The sequence below is a fragment of the Paenibacillus sp. P36 genome (genome assembly GCF_045866505.1).
Taxonomy (GTDB): domain Bacteria; phylum Bacillota; class Bacilli; order Paenibacillales; family NBRC-103111; genus Paenibacillus_E; species Paenibacillus_E chondroitinus.
This window is the reverse complement of record NZ_AP038372.1, coordinates 2,461,941-2,478,758: the sequence shown is the minus strand read 5'-3', so window position 1 is coordinate 2,478,758 and position 16,818 is coordinate 2,461,941. Positions and strand designations below refer to the sequence as shown.

Annotated in this window: 16 protein-coding genes; 5 read left to right on the top strand and 11 right to left on the bottom strand. The window is 45.0% G+C overall.

The window, feature by feature from the left end:
* Positions 1–3 precede the first annotated feature (3 nt).
* On the bottom strand, positions 4–492 hold the full coding sequence (locus ACKTT9_RS11290) for a PCYCGC motif-containing (lipo)protein (protein WP_407871617.1): 489 nt from the start codon (positions 490–492) through the stop codon (positions 4–6).
* 149 nt (positions 493–641) lie between these two features.
* Between ACKTT9_RS11290 and ACKTT9_RS11285 the strand changes: the two genes are divergently transcribed.
* A complete protein-coding gene (locus tag ACKTT9_RS11285; protein WP_407871616.1) occupies positions 642–821 on the top strand; it encodes an H-type small acid-soluble spore protein in 180 nt (59 codons plus the stop codon).
* Positions 822–887: 66 nt separating this feature from the next.
* On the opposite strand, the gene ACKTT9_RS11280 is transcribed toward ACKTT9_RS11285, so the two are convergent.
* A complete protein-coding gene (locus ACKTT9_RS11280) occupies positions 888–1,394 on the bottom strand; it encodes a DUF3189 family protein (RefSeq protein WP_407871615.1) in 507 nt (168 codons plus the stop codon).
* 168 nt (positions 1,395–1,562) lie between these two features.
* Here ACKTT9_RS11280 and ACKTT9_RS11275 point away from each other — a divergent pair, with 168 nt between their 5' ends.
* Both ACKTT9_RS11275 and ACKTT9_RS11270 read left to right on the top strand, forming a co-directional pair.
* Complete coding sequence (locus ACKTT9_RS11275; protein WP_407871614.1) at positions 1,563–2,168, top strand: manganese efflux pump; 606 nt, start codon at positions 1,563–1,565, stop codon at positions 2,166–2,168.
* Positions 2,169–3,176: 1,008 nt separating this feature from the next.
* On the top strand, positions 3,177–4,613 hold the full coding sequence (locus ACKTT9_RS11270) for a PLP-dependent aminotransferase family protein (protein WP_407871613.1): 1,437 nt from the start codon (positions 3,177–3,179) through the stop codon (positions 4,611–4,613).
* A 59-nt stretch (positions 4,614–4,672) separates the two neighbouring features.
* Here the strand turns inward: ACKTT9_RS11270 and ACKTT9_RS11265 are convergent, their stop codons facing one another.
* The 5 genes from ACKTT9_RS11265 to ACKTT9_RS11245 all read right to left on the bottom strand — a co-directional run bounded on the left by ACKTT9_RS11265 (position 4,673) and on the right by ACKTT9_RS11245 (position 9,521).
* A complete protein-coding gene (locus tag ACKTT9_RS11265) occupies positions 4,673–4,915 on the bottom strand; it encodes an HPr family phosphocarrier protein (protein ID WP_407871612.1) in 243 nt (80 codons plus the stop codon).
* 40 nt (positions 4,916–4,955) lie between these two features.
* Positions 4,956–6,383, bottom strand: a complete 1,428-nt coding sequence (locus tag ACKTT9_RS11260; protein ID WP_407871611.1) for an NAD-dependent malic enzyme — start codon at positions 6,381–6,383, stop codon at positions 4,956–4,958.
* A 6-nt stretch (positions 6,384–6,389) separates the two neighbouring features.
* Positions 6,390–7,916, bottom strand: coding sequence for a tripartite tricarboxylate transporter permease (locus ACKTT9_RS11255; RefSeq protein ID WP_407871610.1), 1,527 nt, complete (start codon positions 7,914–7,916; stop codon positions 6,390–6,392).
* A gap of 1 nt (position 7,917) precedes the next feature.
* A complete protein-coding gene (locus ACKTT9_RS11250) occupies positions 7,918–8,379 on the bottom strand; it encodes a tripartite tricarboxylate transporter TctB family protein (RefSeq protein WP_407871609.1) in 462 nt (153 codons plus the stop codon).
* 65 nt (positions 8,380–8,444) lie between these two features.
* On the bottom strand, positions 8,445–9,521 hold the full coding sequence (locus ACKTT9_RS11245; RefSeq protein WP_407871608.1) for a Bug family tripartite tricarboxylate transporter substrate binding protein: 1,077 nt from the start codon (positions 9,519–9,521) through the stop codon (positions 8,445–8,447).
* Between the two features lie 228 nt (positions 9,522–9,749).
* Between ACKTT9_RS11245 and ACKTT9_RS11240 the strand changes: the two genes are divergently transcribed.
* Together ACKTT9_RS11240 and ACKTT9_RS11235 are read left to right on the top strand one after the other, a co-directional pair.
* A complete protein-coding gene (locus ACKTT9_RS11240; protein ID WP_407871607.1) occupies positions 9,750–11,387 on the top strand; it encodes an ATP-binding protein in 1,638 nt (545 codons plus the stop codon).
* On the top strand, positions 11,356–12,084 hold the full coding sequence (locus ACKTT9_RS11235; protein ID WP_407871606.1) for a response regulator: 729 nt from the start codon (positions 11,356–11,358) through the stop codon (positions 12,082–12,084). Before ACKTT9_RS11240 ends, ACKTT9_RS11235 begins: the two co-directional genes overlap by 32 nt.
* A gap of 72 nt (positions 12,085–12,156) precedes the next feature.
* Here the strand turns inward: ACKTT9_RS11235 and ACKTT9_RS11230 are convergent, their stop codons facing one another.
* From ACKTT9_RS11230 to ACKTT9_RS11215, 4 genes are all read right to left on the bottom strand, one after another.
* A complete protein-coding gene (locus tag ACKTT9_RS11230) occupies positions 12,157–13,926 on the bottom strand; it encodes a Rieske (2Fe-2S) protein (protein ID WP_407871605.1) in 1,770 nt (589 codons plus the stop codon).
* Positions 13,927–14,111: 185 nt separating this feature from the next.
* Positions 14,112–14,507, bottom strand: a complete 396-nt coding sequence (locus ACKTT9_RS11225) for a cupin domain-containing protein (RefSeq protein ID WP_407871604.1) — start codon at positions 14,505–14,507, stop codon at positions 14,112–14,114.
* Positions 14,508–14,510: 3 nt separating this feature from the next.
* Positions 14,511–15,755, bottom strand: a complete 1,245-nt coding sequence (locus ACKTT9_RS11220) for a multidrug effflux MFS transporter (RefSeq protein WP_407871603.1) — start codon at positions 15,753–15,755, stop codon at positions 14,511–14,513.
* 4 nt (positions 15,756–15,759) lie between these two features.
* Positions 15,760–16,800, bottom strand: a complete 1,041-nt coding sequence (locus tag ACKTT9_RS11215; RefSeq protein ID WP_407871602.1) for an NAD(P)-dependent alcohol dehydrogenase — start codon at positions 16,798–16,800, stop codon at positions 15,760–15,762.
* Between the last annotated feature and the right edge of the window lie 18 nt (positions 16,801–16,818).

The window sequence follows — 16,818 nt, the reverse complement described above, 5'->3', positions numbered from 1 at the left end:
CCGTTAAACAGGCAAAGGTGTATCGGTTGGTTTAGCATAACCCTTCTTGTAGGTGTTATCAATAATGGTTCTAATTTCTTTAAGGGATTTGCCTTCCTGTTTCATTTTGACAGCCTCAACTGCAATTTGTAAACACACACCGCATCGGGTTCCATGATCATCCCAAACAACTGAACCATCTGAATTAACTTCTTTAATAAAGCAGTTCATATTACTTGTATGGCCCGAACTTTCTCCACAGCCACAATAGCAGGGTATCCATTTAATAATGTCTGCCGATTTACCAGCTATTTGATAGACCATTTGAATTTCTTCCCTCTGGGAACTAAGAAAAGTCGGCAAAACGTCAGTTGATGCCGTTTTCTCTTGCGTATCATTATGTACATGAGCTTGGCTTTCGGAATGTTCCTCGTTAGAAACTTTTTGTTTAGATCCACAAGCCGAAAGTGTTAGTGAAACCGCAGTTAATAGAATCATAAATTTATATTTCAATATAGACACCTCGATAGTATTAGTCATAACTAATATATCACAGGCAAAATAAAAGTCACAGTTCACTAAGGGAGAGGTTACCTTATAATTCAGTCGATTTGAGGGCATGCTAAAATGGTCTGTACATTTACCTTAAGGAGAATATTAAAGTGAACAAATCCAGAGCATTAGAAATCGCCTCATCCCCAGAAATGGTGAATGTGACCTTTAACGAAATTCCAATTTACATCCAAACGGTTGATGAAAAAAATGAGACGGCCATGGTCTACACGCTCGATCAACCAGAACTGGAGCAAGAAGTTCCTCTAATCAATTTAATTGAGCATTAAAGTTGAAGCTTGTCAAAAATCCATACCATACGGTCAGATAAGCCTAGCGAATATATGCTAGGCTTTTTATTTGAAATTTTTATTATCTAACATAACTATTTGTGATTTAGAGGAATGTGCCGTTTGTTTTGTATAATGAACGAGATTAATAATGTCTTGATACGCTTGTTTAGCCCCTATAACCAATAACGGTACGCCTAAAAAATCAATCTTTAGCCATCGTGACAGCATCCCGCCACATGTCATCGAAAAAGGCACAGTTGGAGACGTATTGGATAAAATAATTTTTTCATTGAGAAGCTCATTTTCCATCAACATATCAATCACATTAAAAATGCCGGGAACCAGGATTTTAGATCTGCCTCTCCCCATTGTATAGACCTTATTACCATCCTCATCCTTGCCGTGGAAGTATAGCTTTCCTCTGTCCTGGTACACCAATTTATTGAAATTATGCGTATTCAATATTTCATTTTCCGTGGGCTTGCGAGTTTCGTCCAGTTTCTTCAGATGATATGCTGCAGCCAAAGATGTCGTATGTGTGCCACCGAAATCATTATAAATATATATCATGATGAACCCACCTCTTTTTCATTAGTAACATTATCTCCATTAATGAAAAAAACAATCGAGCCAAGTTCGCCGTCTTACACAACTCGATCAGTAATATAGGCAGGAACCTATAAAGAGACCACCGCATATCTTTAATTATCATTCAAGTCCGGTTTGGAGGAGAGATAGATGCATTGGCTCAGCATTTTGGGTATCGGTCTCGCAGCAAATTTAGATAATCTTGGAATAGGCTTTTCATTTGGTGCTCGCTCGACCAAAATCCCCTTTAGTTCCAATCTGCTTATTGCAATTTTGTCGATAGTATCTGCCTACGCTTCAATTGCATTTGGGCATCTCGTTGCTAATTATATCCCGCCTGCTTTTGCAAACTGGATTGGTGGAAGCATGATTATCATTATTGGTTTATGGAGCATAAAAACAAACATAAAAGAAATGAACAGCAATGGACCAACTGAAACATCAAGCGAATTGGCCAACTTACTTAAGAATCCTGCTAGGGTGGACCGTAATGGTGATAATATTATTTCGTGGACAGAATCTTGGACGCTTGGGTTAGCTCTCGCTCTTAACTGTATAGCTAGTGGATTTGGCGCTGGTGTTACTGGAGTATCCGCTTTGGGAACCACTTTATCGATCGGAGTGTTTTCACTACTTACCGTTGCCTTAGGTGTCCGTGTTGGTAAACAAATCGCTCAAACATGGTTTGGCCGGTATTCAAATGCAATAGGAGGTCTTATTCTAATTGGCATTGGTATTTACGAAATTGTTGTCTGATGAATTTGCCTCGTGGTAAGTTCTTCCCTGAAAAACTGCGCCCCACACTAATAAAACAAAAGATACAAGGCCCCCATAAATGAGGGCCTTGTATGTTCAGAGCTATTAGAAAGAATTAGATACAGTGATTTGATCATGAGGAAGACGTTGGAAAGCATGTCCAGGTTTTGTAGCCAAACCAACAGTTATCAACATGACGGGTGCATAACGTGCTGGCACGTTGAAGGCTTCAACGAATTGTTTTTTATCGAATCCACCCATTGGACAAGTATCATGTTGTCTGCTTCAAGATCACCAAGCACTGCAATGACTACAGAACTTTGTATGGTTCGTATTTTCTGCGATACGAACTTCATTAGATGATTTCGGAATCGTGATGACTCCATGCTGCAAGCAATTCCTTTTGAGTCAGACGTGGGTGGAATTTTAAAGTTACTTATTCTCGGATATGTTTTTTCCCATTGCACACCATCGTCTTACTTCATTAAAGGTTCGTTAATAAAAAATAAACAGCCCCAGAAAAAACTAAAAGAAAGAAAATAATAGCCAGCGGGAGAAGTCCATCCATCTTTTGTTCGTAATTGTTTCTTTGTGAACTATTCATTTTAATTCACTCCTTGGTAGTTAATCTTTTTTATAATGATTAGTAATACTTACCGATTTGCATTATCAAGCTCATCTTTACGGATGAGAAAAGCTCCTCCTATGGCGACAAGCAAAGGACTTGCCACAATCGCACTACAGAGCAAAATAAAAGATATCAGAGCTGCCATATGCTCCATCTCCTTTCAACTTTTATGACATGATCCATAATTCTGATTACTATCATAAAATTGAAGTGGGAGAATGTAACCAACCAATCACTCATTTTTTACGCCATCCACTAACCGCCCTTGTTCACAGAATGCTAACTGATAAAGACAAAAACTTCGATTATTTTTTGTAGATAAATGGTATTATAAATGTAAAATTTGTGCGGTTTGATTGAATATTCAAGGGGATATTAAGATGTGGAAACCTGATCGCAATAGTAAAAAAGCTCTTTACGAACAAATTGCCGACCATCTAGAGCAAAGAATTTCATATGGGGAATTTCCTCCAGGCAGTTTTCTGCCATCTGAGCGGAAGCTTGCTGAGCAATTTGAAGTGAACCGCAGCACCGTCATTTCTGCCTTCGCCGAACTTCGATCCCTTGGGATTATCGAAAGCCGCACTGGAAGCGGGACTCAGGTAAGTACGTCCAAATGGGGAGCTACTCCGAAACACACTCCGAACTGGAGTCGGTTTGCCGAAGGAGGAAGCTTTCTTCCGAACCTGCCTTTTCTGCGAAGGATCCGTGAAGCGTTAGCTCAAAATCCATCCTTGATTGATTTTGCGAGTCCTGAACTATCGGCAGATTTAGCACCCACAGATGAAATAGCTACATTAATGAGTAGAAACGCATATACCTCCTATATGGGTTACGATAACCCTCAGGGTTCGACTCTATTAAGAGAGGCTTTAGTTGAATTTCTGAACAATTATCGAAGCATTCGGACAACGGAATCCTCCATTCTTATCACATCGGGATCCCAGCAATCGTTATATTTAATTACTCAGTGTCTGCTCTCACCTGGTGATGCAGTTGCTATTGAAGATCCTTCCTACTGCTATTCGCTGCCTATGTTTCAATCGGCTGGGCTTCGTTTGTTTCGCCTTCCGGTCGACAATCATGGCATAGAGCCAGAAGATATTCGTGCTTTATACAAAAAACATCGAATAAAGATGGTGTTCTTGAATCCGAGCTACCAGAACCCAACTGGAACGGTACTGAGTGAAGAAAGGCGCAACCGTCTTCTTGAAATCATTAGTGAATTAGGACTTCCTGTCGTGGAAGATGATCCATACAGCTTAACATCTTATGAGGGGCCCCCTCCTTTGCCACTCAAATCTATGGATACTATGGGTTCAATTTTATACATAGGCTCATTCTCCAAGATTGCAGCCTCCGGCTTACGGATAGGCTGGATGGTAGCGCCTCGTTCCATTGTGGAACGACTAGCCGATGCCAGACAACAGATGGATTTTGGATTAAGCATCATTCCGCAACTAGTAGCGGGGCAATTTTTACAGTCCTCTTATTTAGATCCCCATTTGGAGCGATTGCGTATCCAACTTCAATTTAAACGGGATTTACTTATCGAAGCACTGGAGAAGGAGCTTTCAGGCCTAGTCGAATACGCGGCGCCAGAAGGGGGTTTGCATTTTTGGTGCAAATTGATCCCGAATATTCCGGACGCTAAATTGTTGGAAGAATGCATTAAGAAAGGAATTATCTTTGTACCCGGGAGTGTTTATGGTTCAGATTCGGGTTACGTGCGGTTTACATTCGCCAGAACGAAGCCGGAGGAAATTAAACTGGGGATAGCCAGATTTGCAAGCGCAATACGTGAGTTGAGTGAATGAGGGCTTTAAGGAAGCAAAAAGAAACGACAGACATCGTCTCTCGTTTCTTTTTCATGTGCTTATCTTTTAGCTATCTTAAGTCCGTGCTTGTCAAAGATCCCCTGTAGGACCTCTTTCGCTTCTTCTTCATCCGGACCTTGAATATCAAGCTTGTACGTTTGATTATTGAATAGAGTGACACTCAGACCCAGAATGCTTTTCACATCAATAAACCTCATGCCAACTTGAATGACAATACTGGATTGGAATTGATTCGCTGCTTGATTGATTTCTATTATGGCTTTTGTTTCCAAACCACCCATACCAACCACTCCATTCTAGCTTCGTCGTTGCTCGGACAGATCAATCTACCTGGCGAAACTCACGGGGGATCCGCCTTGCTACACCAGTTTGAATAGCTGCATGAATGACGGCTTCCCGAATACGTCTAACGACTTCTTGATTAAACACACTTGGAATGATATACAGCTTATTCAGTTCCTGCTGCGTTACTACGGAGGCAATCGCTGCTGAGGCAGCTAGCTTCATCTCTTCATTGATTGTGGAGGCTTGACAGTCCAAGGTTGCACGGAAAATACCTGGAAAACAAAGTACATTGTTAATTTGATTTGGAAAATCCGATCGCCCGGTTGCAATGACCCCAGCAATGTCTTCGATTTCATCCGGATGAATTTCAGGCGTTGGATTCGCCATGACGAACACGACAGGGTTTGCCGCCATCCGCTCCACATCTCCCCTTTTCAGTAAGCCCCCAGCAGACAAGCCAATGAACACATCGGCTCCTTCGATGACTTCATGCAGGGAACCAGAACGTAGGTTAGGGTTCGTTCGTTCCGCATACTCCTTCCATATCGGGTTCGCATACTCATTCGTGCGTAGCAACGCGCCTTCCCGGTCAACTCCGATTAACTCTTTCACACCTGCTGCAAGCAAAATGTTAGAGCAAGCGATTCCCGCTGCGCCAACTCCGCATACGACAACTTTAGCCTCATTAATCTGCTTGCCAACTACTCTCAAAGCGTTAATGAGCCCTGCATATAATACAACGGCCGTGCCATGTTGGTCATCATGAAAAACAGGGATATCCAGTTCATTCCGAAGCCGCTCTTCAATCTCAAAGCATCGAGGTGAAGAAATGTCCTCCAAATTAATGCCGCCAAAACCTGGGGCCATGTGCTTGATGCTTGTCACGATTTCATCGGTACTTTGCGTGTTCAAACAAATGGGAAACGCATCAACATCAGCAAACTGCTTGAATAGCATCGCCTTGCCTTCCATAACAGGCATTGCCGCATAGGGCCCGATGTTGCCGAGCCCTAGAACGGCGCTGCCATCAGAGATAACAGCGACTGTATTCCGCTTGATCGTCAACTTGTAGGCATTATCCTCATTCTCATGGATTGCCATACAAACTCTGGCGACATCCGGTGTATACACTCGGGATAAATCATCCCTGTTCTGGATGGGCGATTTGGGCTTCATTTCGATTTTGCCGCCGAGATGAAGTAAAAATGTCCGATCTGAGACATGTATGAGTCTCACGCCAGAGAGATCTTTCATCCTAGCAACAATTTTGTCCAGCTGGGTTTGCTCTAATGCTGTTACCGTAATGTCTCGAACCGTCCGATTCGCACCTGTTTGGATGACATCAATCGCGATGACATCCCCACCGTTTTCCGTAATCATCGTGATCAATTGACCGAAGTGAATCTGCTCTGTCAGTAGTTCCAGACGTAAAATAATGCTTTTACCACCCATTGTATTTTTCATATGCCTTTACCCTTCCTCGTTCACAAGTACATTTTTACCTTTAAGCTTTAGAATCAGCGGAATCGTGATCCAAATCAAACCGATAATGAGAAATACCAGGGAAACCGGTTTTTGCAAAAAGATCATGAAATCGCCGTTTGAAATGGTAAGCGCTCTGCGCATATTGTTTTCCATCATTGGACCCAGAATAAGACCGAGTACAAGTGGTGCTAAAGGGTAATCGTTCTTGGACAAGAAATAACCCACAAGCCCGCAGCCCATAATGAGCAGCAAATCAAACGTTGAATATTGTACGGCATACACCCCAAACACGGAAAAAACGATAATTAACGGAATTAAATACTTCGCAGGTGTTTCAATCACTTTGGCAAACACTTTAACTAGCGGCATATTAAGAATTAGGAGCATAAGATTTCCGACAAACATACTTGCAATAACGCCCCATGCCAGTTGTGGATGATCCTGGAATAATAAAGGACCTGGTTGGACATTGTACATGATAAAAGCACCCATCAGAATGGCAGTCGTACCCGAAGACGGGATACCCAGCGTCAAAAGCGGAATCATTGCACCGCCTGATGCAGCGTTATTCGCAGCTTCCGGCGACGCCACTCCCTCGATCGCTCCCTTTCCGAACTTCTCTGGATTTTTGCTAATCTTTTTCTCTACAATATAAGCGAAGAAAGAGGCAAGAATAGCTCCCGCTCCAGGAAGCAAACCGATGAAAAAGCCGAGCACAGAACCACGTGCAATAGGCGCCGCACTGTCTTTCATATCTTGCTTCGTCGGCATGATCCGATTAATTTTTGCAATCTCGCCTTCGTTTCCTTCGCGCTGAAGAATGGTTTTAAATACTTCTCCGACAGCAAATGTACCCACTGCAACGGTCAAGAATTCCAAGCCTTGATATAGCTCAGGAATGCCGAACGTGAATCGTTCCACGCCAGACACATTATCGATACCAATCGTTGCCAGCAAGAGTCCGAAGGCAGTCATCATGAGCGCTTTCACCATCGATTTCCCTGCAAGCCCGCTGATTGCGAGTAATCCGAGCACCATGAGTGAGAAATATTCGGCTGGCCCGAACTTAATGGCTACCGCAGATAAAGGACGAGCCAGGAAAATCAGACCAATCAGCGAAATAATTCCAGCCGCAAAGGAACCAATTGCCGAAATCGCAAGCGCAGCCCCTGCTCTGCCCTGTTTAGCCATTTGATAACCATCCAGTGTTGTGACGACAGATGACGATTCTCCTGGCGTGTTCAACAGGATCGACGTCGTCGAACCTCCGTACATTGCCCCATAATACACTCCTGCCAGCAGAATGATTGAGCTTGTAGCCGCTTCTTCCGGAGCTAAGCCGCCTGTCATCGTTGCCGTGATCGGTATCAAGAGGGCAACACCGCTCATCGGGCCGATTCCAGGAAGTACACCAACTACCGTACCGATCAAGACGCCGAGAAATACAAATACGACATTGTGCCACTGCATCGCAGTACCTAAACCATGAAACACATAATCCAACGTGCTCATCTTATGCTCCCCCTAACCATGTAGGAAATCCGGGAAGCGAACCATCCAGCAGATTTACATACAAATAATAAACTCCATATGAGAAACTACCGGCAATAACGAAGGAAACCCATACTCTTCCCTTATGCATCGTTTGAAAACCAATCATCAGGAACAAGAACGTAGAGATTACGAATCCGATATCTTCAAGGAAATACGCATACAAAACCGCTGCGATAAAAATAATGATAAATCGTTTATAGTCCAAATTTTCCTTGCTCTTCTCCGTACGTTGCTTACGGAAAGTCTCATAAATAAGACGGAAACTCATCAAAGACAACAACGCCCCCAAAATCATTGGAAATATATTCGCGCCTACATTACTGCCATAAGCACTTGTTGAAATGCCCAAGGAACCAATCATAAATGCAAGGCCAATGGCGCAAAATACGATACCTGCATAACGATCAAAAGTAGTATTCATTTCTCTGCCTCCTACCCTAAGTGGCAAGGAAGAAGAGGTTGTCTTCTCCCTTGTCACTACAGGATTTATTTCTGCATACCAAGCGCTGTTAACATGTCTTTCAGTTGATTTTCTTGTTGCCCTAAGAAAGTTTTGAAATCGTCTGCTTTCTTATAATCCGTTTCCCAGCTATTTGCTTGCATTTCTTTTTTCCAAACATCGGACTCTACCATTTTCTTAATGCTATCTTCCCAAAATCTTTTGGCGTCAGCGGTCATGTCCTTTGGTCCAAAGAAACCGCGCCAAATGAGGAACTCGGCATCAACACCCTGTTCTTTCATCGTCGGGATATCTTTCAAGCTGCCACCAAGGCGGGAAGGTGCGGCAATAGCAAGAATACGGATTTTCCCGGCTTTCACATATTGATCTAACGAAGAAGCATCTGTACCCAGCACGTCAGCATTCCCGCCTAACAATGCGGTTACGGCTTCGCCGCCACCGTCATAGGACACATATTTCACTTTTTTAGGGTCAATGCCGTATTTGAATGCCGGTAGAATCGAAACCAGATGGTCCATCGAGCCAGGTGCGGAGCCTCCTGCAACCGTAATCTTGGTTGGATCCGCTTTCATATCATCGAGTAAAGATTTCAGATCTTTATATTTTGAATTTGCTGCTACCGCGACAGCACCATAGTCTTTCGTCAATTGGGCTAACGGCGTCGTATCCTTGTAACCGTAAGGTGTGTTTCCTTCTTTTTTCAGATGATTAATCAGGATTGGAGGCGAACTGACGAACAGCTTGTAGTTATCTTTCACATCTTTGGTGGCGTATTCTGCCATAAAAACGGTACCGCCGCCACCCGGTTTATTCTCAACTGTAACAGGTTTATCCAAAGCCTTCGTTTCCGTTAATACTTTAGCGATCGTACGGGCTGTCATGTCCCAGCCGCCGCCTGCGCCTGATGGAGCGATAATGCTCAACGCTTTTTCAGGATAGTTGGATTTCGCAGCTGCAGGAGCTGTCGTCTCCTTTGATTTATCAGTTGAACCTGAAGTTGTTGCTGCCGGTTTAACCGTGTTGTTGCCACAAGCAGCCAAACTTACTGCAAGCACGCTAATCGCTGTAACTTTCCAAGAAACTGATAATAGCTGTTTTATCAAATAAAACCCCTCCGTTATAAGTAATAAGTTTTCATGTATGCGCTTTCTTTGAAGCGCTTTCAGAATAACATCTACAGGCAGCGGTAGGGAAGTTTATGGCGATTAGTTGTAATAACAGCGTTTTGACCATTTTGTTCATATTGTTCACGGATCTGGTTACCCTATAACGGTCAAAATGATAACGCTTTATGATACAATTTAAACAAAAATAGGAGGCCTGCGTGGAAGATGAGGCTTCAAACCAAGCTTATTTTAATCATTTGTTCGTTCCTTTCTATCGTCATTATCTCTTTAGGCAGTATATTTTATTACATCATGACCACGGCACTTGAAGATCAGATTGGAACACGTGCCTTGAAGGTTGCTGAAACTGTTGCTAATATGCCTGATATTCGCCATGCATTTCAGACTTCTGACCCGTCCAGGACCATCCAACCTATTGCCGAAACGATTCGAGAAAAAATCGATGCCGAATATATCGTTGTCGGGAATCGCGAAGGGATTCGCTTCTCGCATCCACTTCCTGAACGAATCGGGAAAGAAATGGTTGGCGGCGACAACGGTCCTGTCTTGGAAGGGCAATCCATTATTTCCAAAGCCGTCGGCTCCCTTGGACCTTCACTCCGCGGTAAGGCGCCTATCTTTGATGAGCAAAACCAAGTTATCGGGATTGTATCCGTCGGATTTCTTACGCAAGATATTGATTCTATTACTTACGCCTATCAATCGCGTATTGAGATAATCTCCCTTATCGTCCTGGTCTTTGGTCTAATCGGTTCAATCCTTATCGCGCGTAACGTCCGGAGCTCTATACATGGACTTGAGCCCAAGGAAATCGGCGAGTTATATACGGAAAAACAGGCGATTCTGCAAACGATTCGCGAAGGAATTATCGCCATTAATCGAGATGGCTTCATCACGATGGTGAACCGCTATGCCTTGCAGCTTATGCAGCTGCCGCTAAGTGCAAAAATCACTGGCAGACATATTGAGGATGTGATACCGAACACCCGCTTGACTGAGGTGGTACGTACAGGAGAGGCCGATTTTGACCATGAAATGCTCATTGGTGATCATGATGTCATCGTCAATCGCGTGCCGATTATAAGCCGAAAACATGGTGTCACTGGTGCCGTTTCAAGCTTTCGAAGTAAATCCGAGCTTTACCGATTGGCTGAGGAACTATCTCAAGTAAAACGTTTCGCAGAAGCCCTGCGGGCTCAGACACATGAATTCTCTAACAAGTTATATGTCATATCCGGACTCATTCAGCTGGAATCGTATCAAGAGGCTGTCGATCTCATCTCCAAAGAATCCGATGTGCACCAGAATTGGGTACAGTTCATCATGACTGAAATACCTGATCCCATGATCGGGGGGCTGTTAATTGGCAAATTCAATCATGCGCAGGAATTGAAACTCACATTTGACATTGATCGCGAGAGCTCGTTTCGAGATATCCCTGAGGAAATCGATCGTAATCTATTGATCACGATTATCGGCAACTTGATCGACAATGCGATGGAAGCTGTATTAGCAGTGGAAGTGCAGACTATGCCGTATGTGAAATTATTTTTAACCGATCTCGGGGAGGATTTGATCATCGAATGTGAGGACTGCGGGATTGGTATTCCAGACGAATTGGGCAACGCAGTGTTTGAGAAAGGATTTTCAACGAAAGCAGGTGAGAATCGAGGCATTGGTCTGGCATTAGTTCAGCACGCTGTACGCAAGCTTAATGGATATATCACTTTCCATAAAAATCCGGAATGCGGCACGGTTTTCACTGTCGCCATACCGAAACATCCGACATCCACAGAAAGGAGTCCTTATCGTGATCCTGGAATCCCAACACCTGACAGTTGAAGTTTTAATTATCGAAGATGATGTGAAAATAGCCGAAATCAACCGAAGGTTTATAGAGAAAGTAGACGGCTTTCACGTTGTCGGAATCGCTACAGATGAGGTTCAGGCCAAAGAACAGCTGGACATCTTAAAGCCAAATTTAGTTCTACTAGATGTTTACTTTCCTGGCTCCAATGGATTGGACATGCTGTCTTATATTCGTCAACATTATCGGGATACCGACGTCATTATGATCACAGCGGCCAAAGAGGTCGAAGCCATAAGAGAAGCCGTTCGGAGCGGCGCGTTCGATTATATTATGAAACCTCTAATATTTAACAGATTACAGGAAACGCTCCTGCGTTATATGGACTTCCATAATGAGCTGAATCGTCTTAATCAGAGTGGCTCTATTAATCAAAGTGATGTTGATCGTCTCATTTCGGGGGCTGGTAAAAAAGACTCTCGTACGGATCATTCCTATCTTCCCAAGGGCATTGATAAATTAACACTGGTGAAAATTGTGCAAGCGATTTCTGCCGCGGAGCATGGCATGTCCGCGGAGCAAATTGCCAAAGAAATTGGTGTAAGCCGTTCAACAGGACGCCGTTATTTAGAGCATTTGGTTTCCTCGGGCGAAGTATTCGCGGATCTAACTTATGGTGTCGTAGGGCGCCCCGAGAGGGTCTATCGTAAGAAATCTCCCTTAGACTCGTAATAGCAAAGCTTTAACTAACGAACCCGCAACCAAGTGAAGTTGCGGGTTCTGATCATTTATCGTTTCTAACTGTCACTCCTCTTCAAACAACCGTTCACCTTTATGCAATCTCCAGGCAATTTTGGCCGTATGCGGGAGCTCGCGCGCGGTTGGCGCATGTGCTACCAGATATCGCGTACAGGCGAGCAGCATCGTTTCTTTGGCTTTATCCGCAAAAGAGCCCTTCACCGCTTGCCAGTGATTGTATTCGGCCACTGAGGCTTCATACATTTGGAAAGAATGAAATTCAGCATCCTCTCGCAGCAGCGCATGGCCAAGCGTATTAAGAAGCTCGCCAGGATCGCCACTGCCATGCATGTAGTCCACAACCCATTGCGCGGCTGGCCCAACCTGTTGGCGCAGATCGAGCAGATCGAGCATCTCCCGATGATCGGTTGGTGTGGCGGAGCCGGACGGCTTTGGCCGCGCGGCCGTTGGCACGTTTAGGAAACGGTCCAGATATACGCTGACGGCTCCATGAAAAATCGCCCTCTGCAGATGAGGTTCATCCGATTGAAGCAGCCTTTCGTGAACGGCGTGAGCATAGGTGAACGTGTGAAGTACGGCAATCCAATCGCGAAAATCATTCTGCGTATGGAAACGAACGATCCGTTCCGCGGCGGCTAAAGCCACGATCTTAGCCAACTGAGCCGGAGCCGTTCCCGAGATAAGCAGGTCTCGCAACAAAGTGATCGTCTGCTCCGGCGTATCGCTTAGCAACTGCTGCAGCAATTGCTGTTCCATTTCCACTGAAAGAGCTGTCTGCTGCCTTGCCCCATCCGTCAACTTCGCTTGTTGCGCCGCATTATGCTCCAGCTCACTAATCGCTTGCTTGATCGGTTCTACGAGATTAACCGGCGCCTGCCATTGGTGCAGCTCCTCGCTCCGAGTCGGGCTAGCCATCATTGGGACGAGAGAAGTTAATATCCGCTCCCTTTGTGACACATCCACCCACTCCAGCGCCTCAAAAGCTTTGTTATGAAAATCAAACACATGCCCGCCATCCAGGTAAAAGTGATCTGTTGCGGCAGCAAGCATCATGTCCGAAAGTCGCTTCGTATCAATGCCTTTCATAATGGCGGTCATTAGCACTTTCTCAGCACCCTGCGTATCCCGCACCTCGATGCAGTTGCGATACCACTCGGTCAGCCGTTCGAACGGCACGTCAGATGAGGGCAGCGCCGACAGCAAGTGGCGGGCTCCTCTGCCCGAGCTGCCACGAGCAACATGAACAAGGCCTTGGTATAAGGCAAGTATTTTTCCATTCTTATCAAGCTTATCTACGATTTGCGCCATCGCTGTGAGAATCGTAAGTCCAGCGTTCCAACCGGTTCCATATGTCGTCCCGAATTCGATGCCGATTCGGGCGATGTCCTGCTCCGGCACGCCAGCTTCAATCAGTCCGACAACCGCTTTCGCAATAACGATGCCGATATTTTGCTCGAGCCCTTCTTTCAGTCTGAGCTTATATTTTTCTGCGCCTTCTACTCTTCTAGAAACCGGATTTACCCATACTTCGCCGCCATCGACACGCACTTCATAAGATGGAACATCATCTGCCCACGGATCAAGCGTACCGCCGCTGCAGACATCGAACCGGGCATGATGCCAATGGCACGTCAAAATCCCATCGCATAAGCTCCCCATATGGAGAGGAAAACCTAGATGCGGGCACCGGTTGTCCACGGCATAAACTTGGTCTTCATGATAAAAGACAACGATACCTCCTCGGATAACCTTTTTGCCCAATGACTTAAGCGCTTCCAATTCACCTGCTGAAATCCAGTTTAAACGGACATTCATCGATACAGCCTCCTTTAGTTTTCAAGCTGCACTACAAACTACAACAGTCGCTTTCGGTCAGAACTCTAGGTGTTTTATTCATTTTAATTATACACAACAAATTGCCCCAATGAATATTGAGGCAATACGATCTATACAACAGCTTCGTTCAACAAATGGTGGGTATTTATGCAGCCCTCATGTGCCTAAGACTGATATTGCTCGTCACTGACTTTTTCCATCCAATCCACAGCCTTTCCGTTCAGCCGCTCTTGAATCGCAATATGCGTCATAGCTGTAGTTGGCGAAGCTCCATGCCAGTGTTTCTCACCAGGCGGGAACCAAATCACGTCACCGGGACTAATTTCCTCGATCGGTCCTCCCCAGCGTTGAGCCTGTCCTTTTCCAGCCGTTACGATTAACGTCTGACCCAGTGGATGCGTATGCCATGCTGTCCGCGCACCCGGCTCGAACGTAACACTTGCTCCTGCTACACGAGCTGGATCTGCAGCTTCAAACAGTGGATCAATGCGAACAGTACCAGTGAAATATTCAGATGATCCTTTGCCCGAAGGCTGGGACCCGACTTTTCTAATTTCCATTTTCTATCTTCCTCCATTAGAGTCAAGTTTTTCTTTCGTGTGATTTAAAACGCCTACAGTCTCCACTTTCCTAATGAGGACGATGTAGGAAACGATGGCCAATAAACTGGTTGTAAATATAACGATTCCAAAAGGGACTGCTGAATACTCGCCTGCGATTCCCACAAATGGCGAAGTAACTGCTCCTAGTGCGTATTGAAAAGTCCCTATAACGGCAGACGCACTCCCCGCCATTTGTCCCTGCGATTCCATCGCTAAGGTAATAGAAACCGGCCCAATGATCCCAATGGATACGGCAAATAAGAAGGTTGAAACAAATACTGCCAGTAAAGATCCCTGAGAGAGAACTGAAATCAGGATAGCGGAAGTAGAAATAAGGGACAGCGATAAGCCGATACGAAATATACTGCGCTCTGTTAGCCGGCCAGCCACACGTTTGACTATTTGCGCTCCAATCATAATGGCAAAACCGTTCATCGCAAACAGGATCGAGAATATCCCAGGCGACACACCATACATGTTCTGATAAATAAACGGAGTGCCGGCGACAAAGGCAAATACACCCGCGAACAAAATACCATTAACAAGCGCATATCCCATAAATGTTCGATCGTGAAACAGACGGCTGTAGTTCCCTATTAATTCCTTAAAGTTTCCCTGGACACGATACTGTACGGGTAAGCTTTCCTCTAATCCCCAGTTTGTGATCCCTATTAGTAGTATTCCTAGAAACCCCAAAAAAACAAACACACCAACCCATGAACTGAAAGATGTAACAGCACTTCCGGCATTTGGGGATATTAATGGAGCGACACTGCTGATCATCGTAAGCAGAGAAATAAATTTCGTCAATTCGACCCCATTATATCTGTCCCGAGCAATCGCACGAGAAATCACAAGTCCGGCAGATGCTGCCACTCCTTGGACGAAGCGTAAAAGGATAAAAGATTCAATATTGGGTACTAAAGCACAACCCAACGATGAAACAATATAAAGAACCATGGAGATCAGCAATGGGGTACGTCTTCCATACCTATCACTCAAAGGTCCCATGACCATCTGGCCTAAACCTAAACCTAGTAGGCTGGCTGTTAAACTAGCTTGAATCATGGACGCGTTACTTCCGAAAAAATCCATGATTTGCGGAAGTGACGAGAGATACATATCGACTGTAAATGGTCCCAATGCGGAAAATGCCGCCAGTATGAAAGCCAATCGAAGCGAATGATTTTTAAATTTATCGTCCATTCGTCTATAAAGTCGATATGTCGATAACGAATCGGTATCGCACATCACTACGCAGAATTCGCTCATACGCTTCGTCTACTTGCTCGGCACGGATAATCTCAATTTGAGGCAGAATGCCATGTGCGGCAGCAAAATCAAGCATCTCTTGTGTTTCCGCAAGTCCGCCAACCAAGGATCCTGCTATACGGCGGCGACTCATAATTAGGGAAAACACGTTGTATTGACTCGGCTCCGCAGGCGCTCCGACATTAACAAGCGTTCCGTCCACACGAAGCAGCGATAAGTACGAATCGACGTCAATGTTCGCGGATACGGTGTTGAGAATCAAGTCGAATCGGCCTGCTAACATGTTAAAAGTTTCAGGATCAAGCGTTGAAAAATAATAATCCGCCCCAAAACTTAACGCTTCTTTTTCCTTATCTTTTGCACGGCTTAAGACTGTAACTTCTGCTCCCATGGCATGCGCGAATTGTATGGCGACGTGGCCCAAACCACCCATCCCCAGAATAGCTACCTTTTTTCCTGGACCGGTATTCCAACGTTTCAAAGGGGAGTAAGTGGTAATACCCGCACACAAAAGCGGACTGGCTGCATCTAACTCCATCCCATCCGGGATATGCACAACGAACCTTTCAGTAACAACGATGTTTTGGCTGTAACCGCCATAGGTTGGATTGCCCTCATAGTCCAAGGAGTTATAGGTAGCCACAAAGCCTTTCGAACAGTGCTGCTCCTCTCCTCGAAGGCAGTATTCGCACTCTCCGCAAGAGTCCACATAGCAGCCAACACCAACACGGTCACCTACAGCAAATTTCGTCACTTTCTCCCCAACTGCCTTTACAACTCCGGTAATTTCATGACCAGGCACCATCGGGAAAATCCCTCCTGCCCAGTCCCCGTGTGCACTATGAATATCGGAATGACAAATGCCGCTAAACTTGATATCGATCGACAGGTCATCCGGTCGTAATTGTCGTCTTTCAATCGTAGTCTTTTCAAAAGGCGCTTTGGCCGCCGGAATGCTTAGAACGTGAGTTTTGCACATGTGTGTTGTCTCCTTTCA

Bases quoted from the DNA above. Each gene is read 5' to 3' on its own strand.
- ACKTT9_RS11275 (WP_407871614.1), top strand. From the start codon at position 1,563: ATGCATTGGCTCAGCATTTTGGGTATCGGTCTCGCAGCAAATTTAGAT.
- ACKTT9_RS11280 (WP_407871615.1), bottom strand. From the start codon at position 1,394: ATGATATATATTTATAATGATTTCGGTGGCACACATACGACATCTTTG.
- ACKTT9_RS11225 (WP_407871604.1), bottom strand. From the start codon at position 14,507: ATGGAAATTAGAAAAGTCGGGTCCCAGCCTTCGGGCAAAGGATCATCT.
- ACKTT9_RS11255 (WP_407871610.1), bottom strand. From the start codon at position 7,916: ATGAGCACGTTGGATTATGTGTTTCATGGTTTAGGTACTGCGATGCAG.
- ACKTT9_RS11220 (WP_407871603.1), bottom strand. From the start codon at position 15,755: ATGGACGATAAATTTAAAAATCATTCGCTTCGATTGGCTTTCATACTG.
- ACKTT9_RS11260 (WP_407871611.1), bottom strand. From the start codon at position 6,383: ATGAAAAATACAATGGGTGGTAAAAGCATTATTTTACGTCTGGAACTA.
- ACKTT9_RS11230 (WP_407871605.1), bottom strand. From the start codon at position 13,926: ATGAATGTCCGTTTAAACTGGATTTCAGCAGGTGAATTGGAAGCGCTT.
- ACKTT9_RS11270 (WP_407871613.1), top strand. From the start codon at position 3,177: ATGTGGAAACCTGATCGCAATAGTAAAAAAGCTCTTTACGAACAAATT.
- ACKTT9_RS11215 (WP_407871602.1), bottom strand. From the start codon at position 16,800: ATGTGCAAAACTCACGTTCTAAGCATTCCGGCGGCCAAAGCGCCTTTT.
- ACKTT9_RS11240 (WP_407871607.1), top strand. From the start codon at position 9,750: ATGAGGCTTCAAACCAAGCTTATTTTAATCATTTGTTCGTTCCTTTCT.
- ACKTT9_RS11250 (WP_407871609.1), bottom strand. From the start codon at position 8,379: ATGAATACTACTTTTGATCGTTATGCAGGTATCGTATTTTGCGCCATT.
- ACKTT9_RS11265 (WP_407871612.1), bottom strand. From the start codon at position 4,915: ATGGGTGGTTTGGAAACAAAAGCCATAATAGAAATCAATCAAGCAGCG.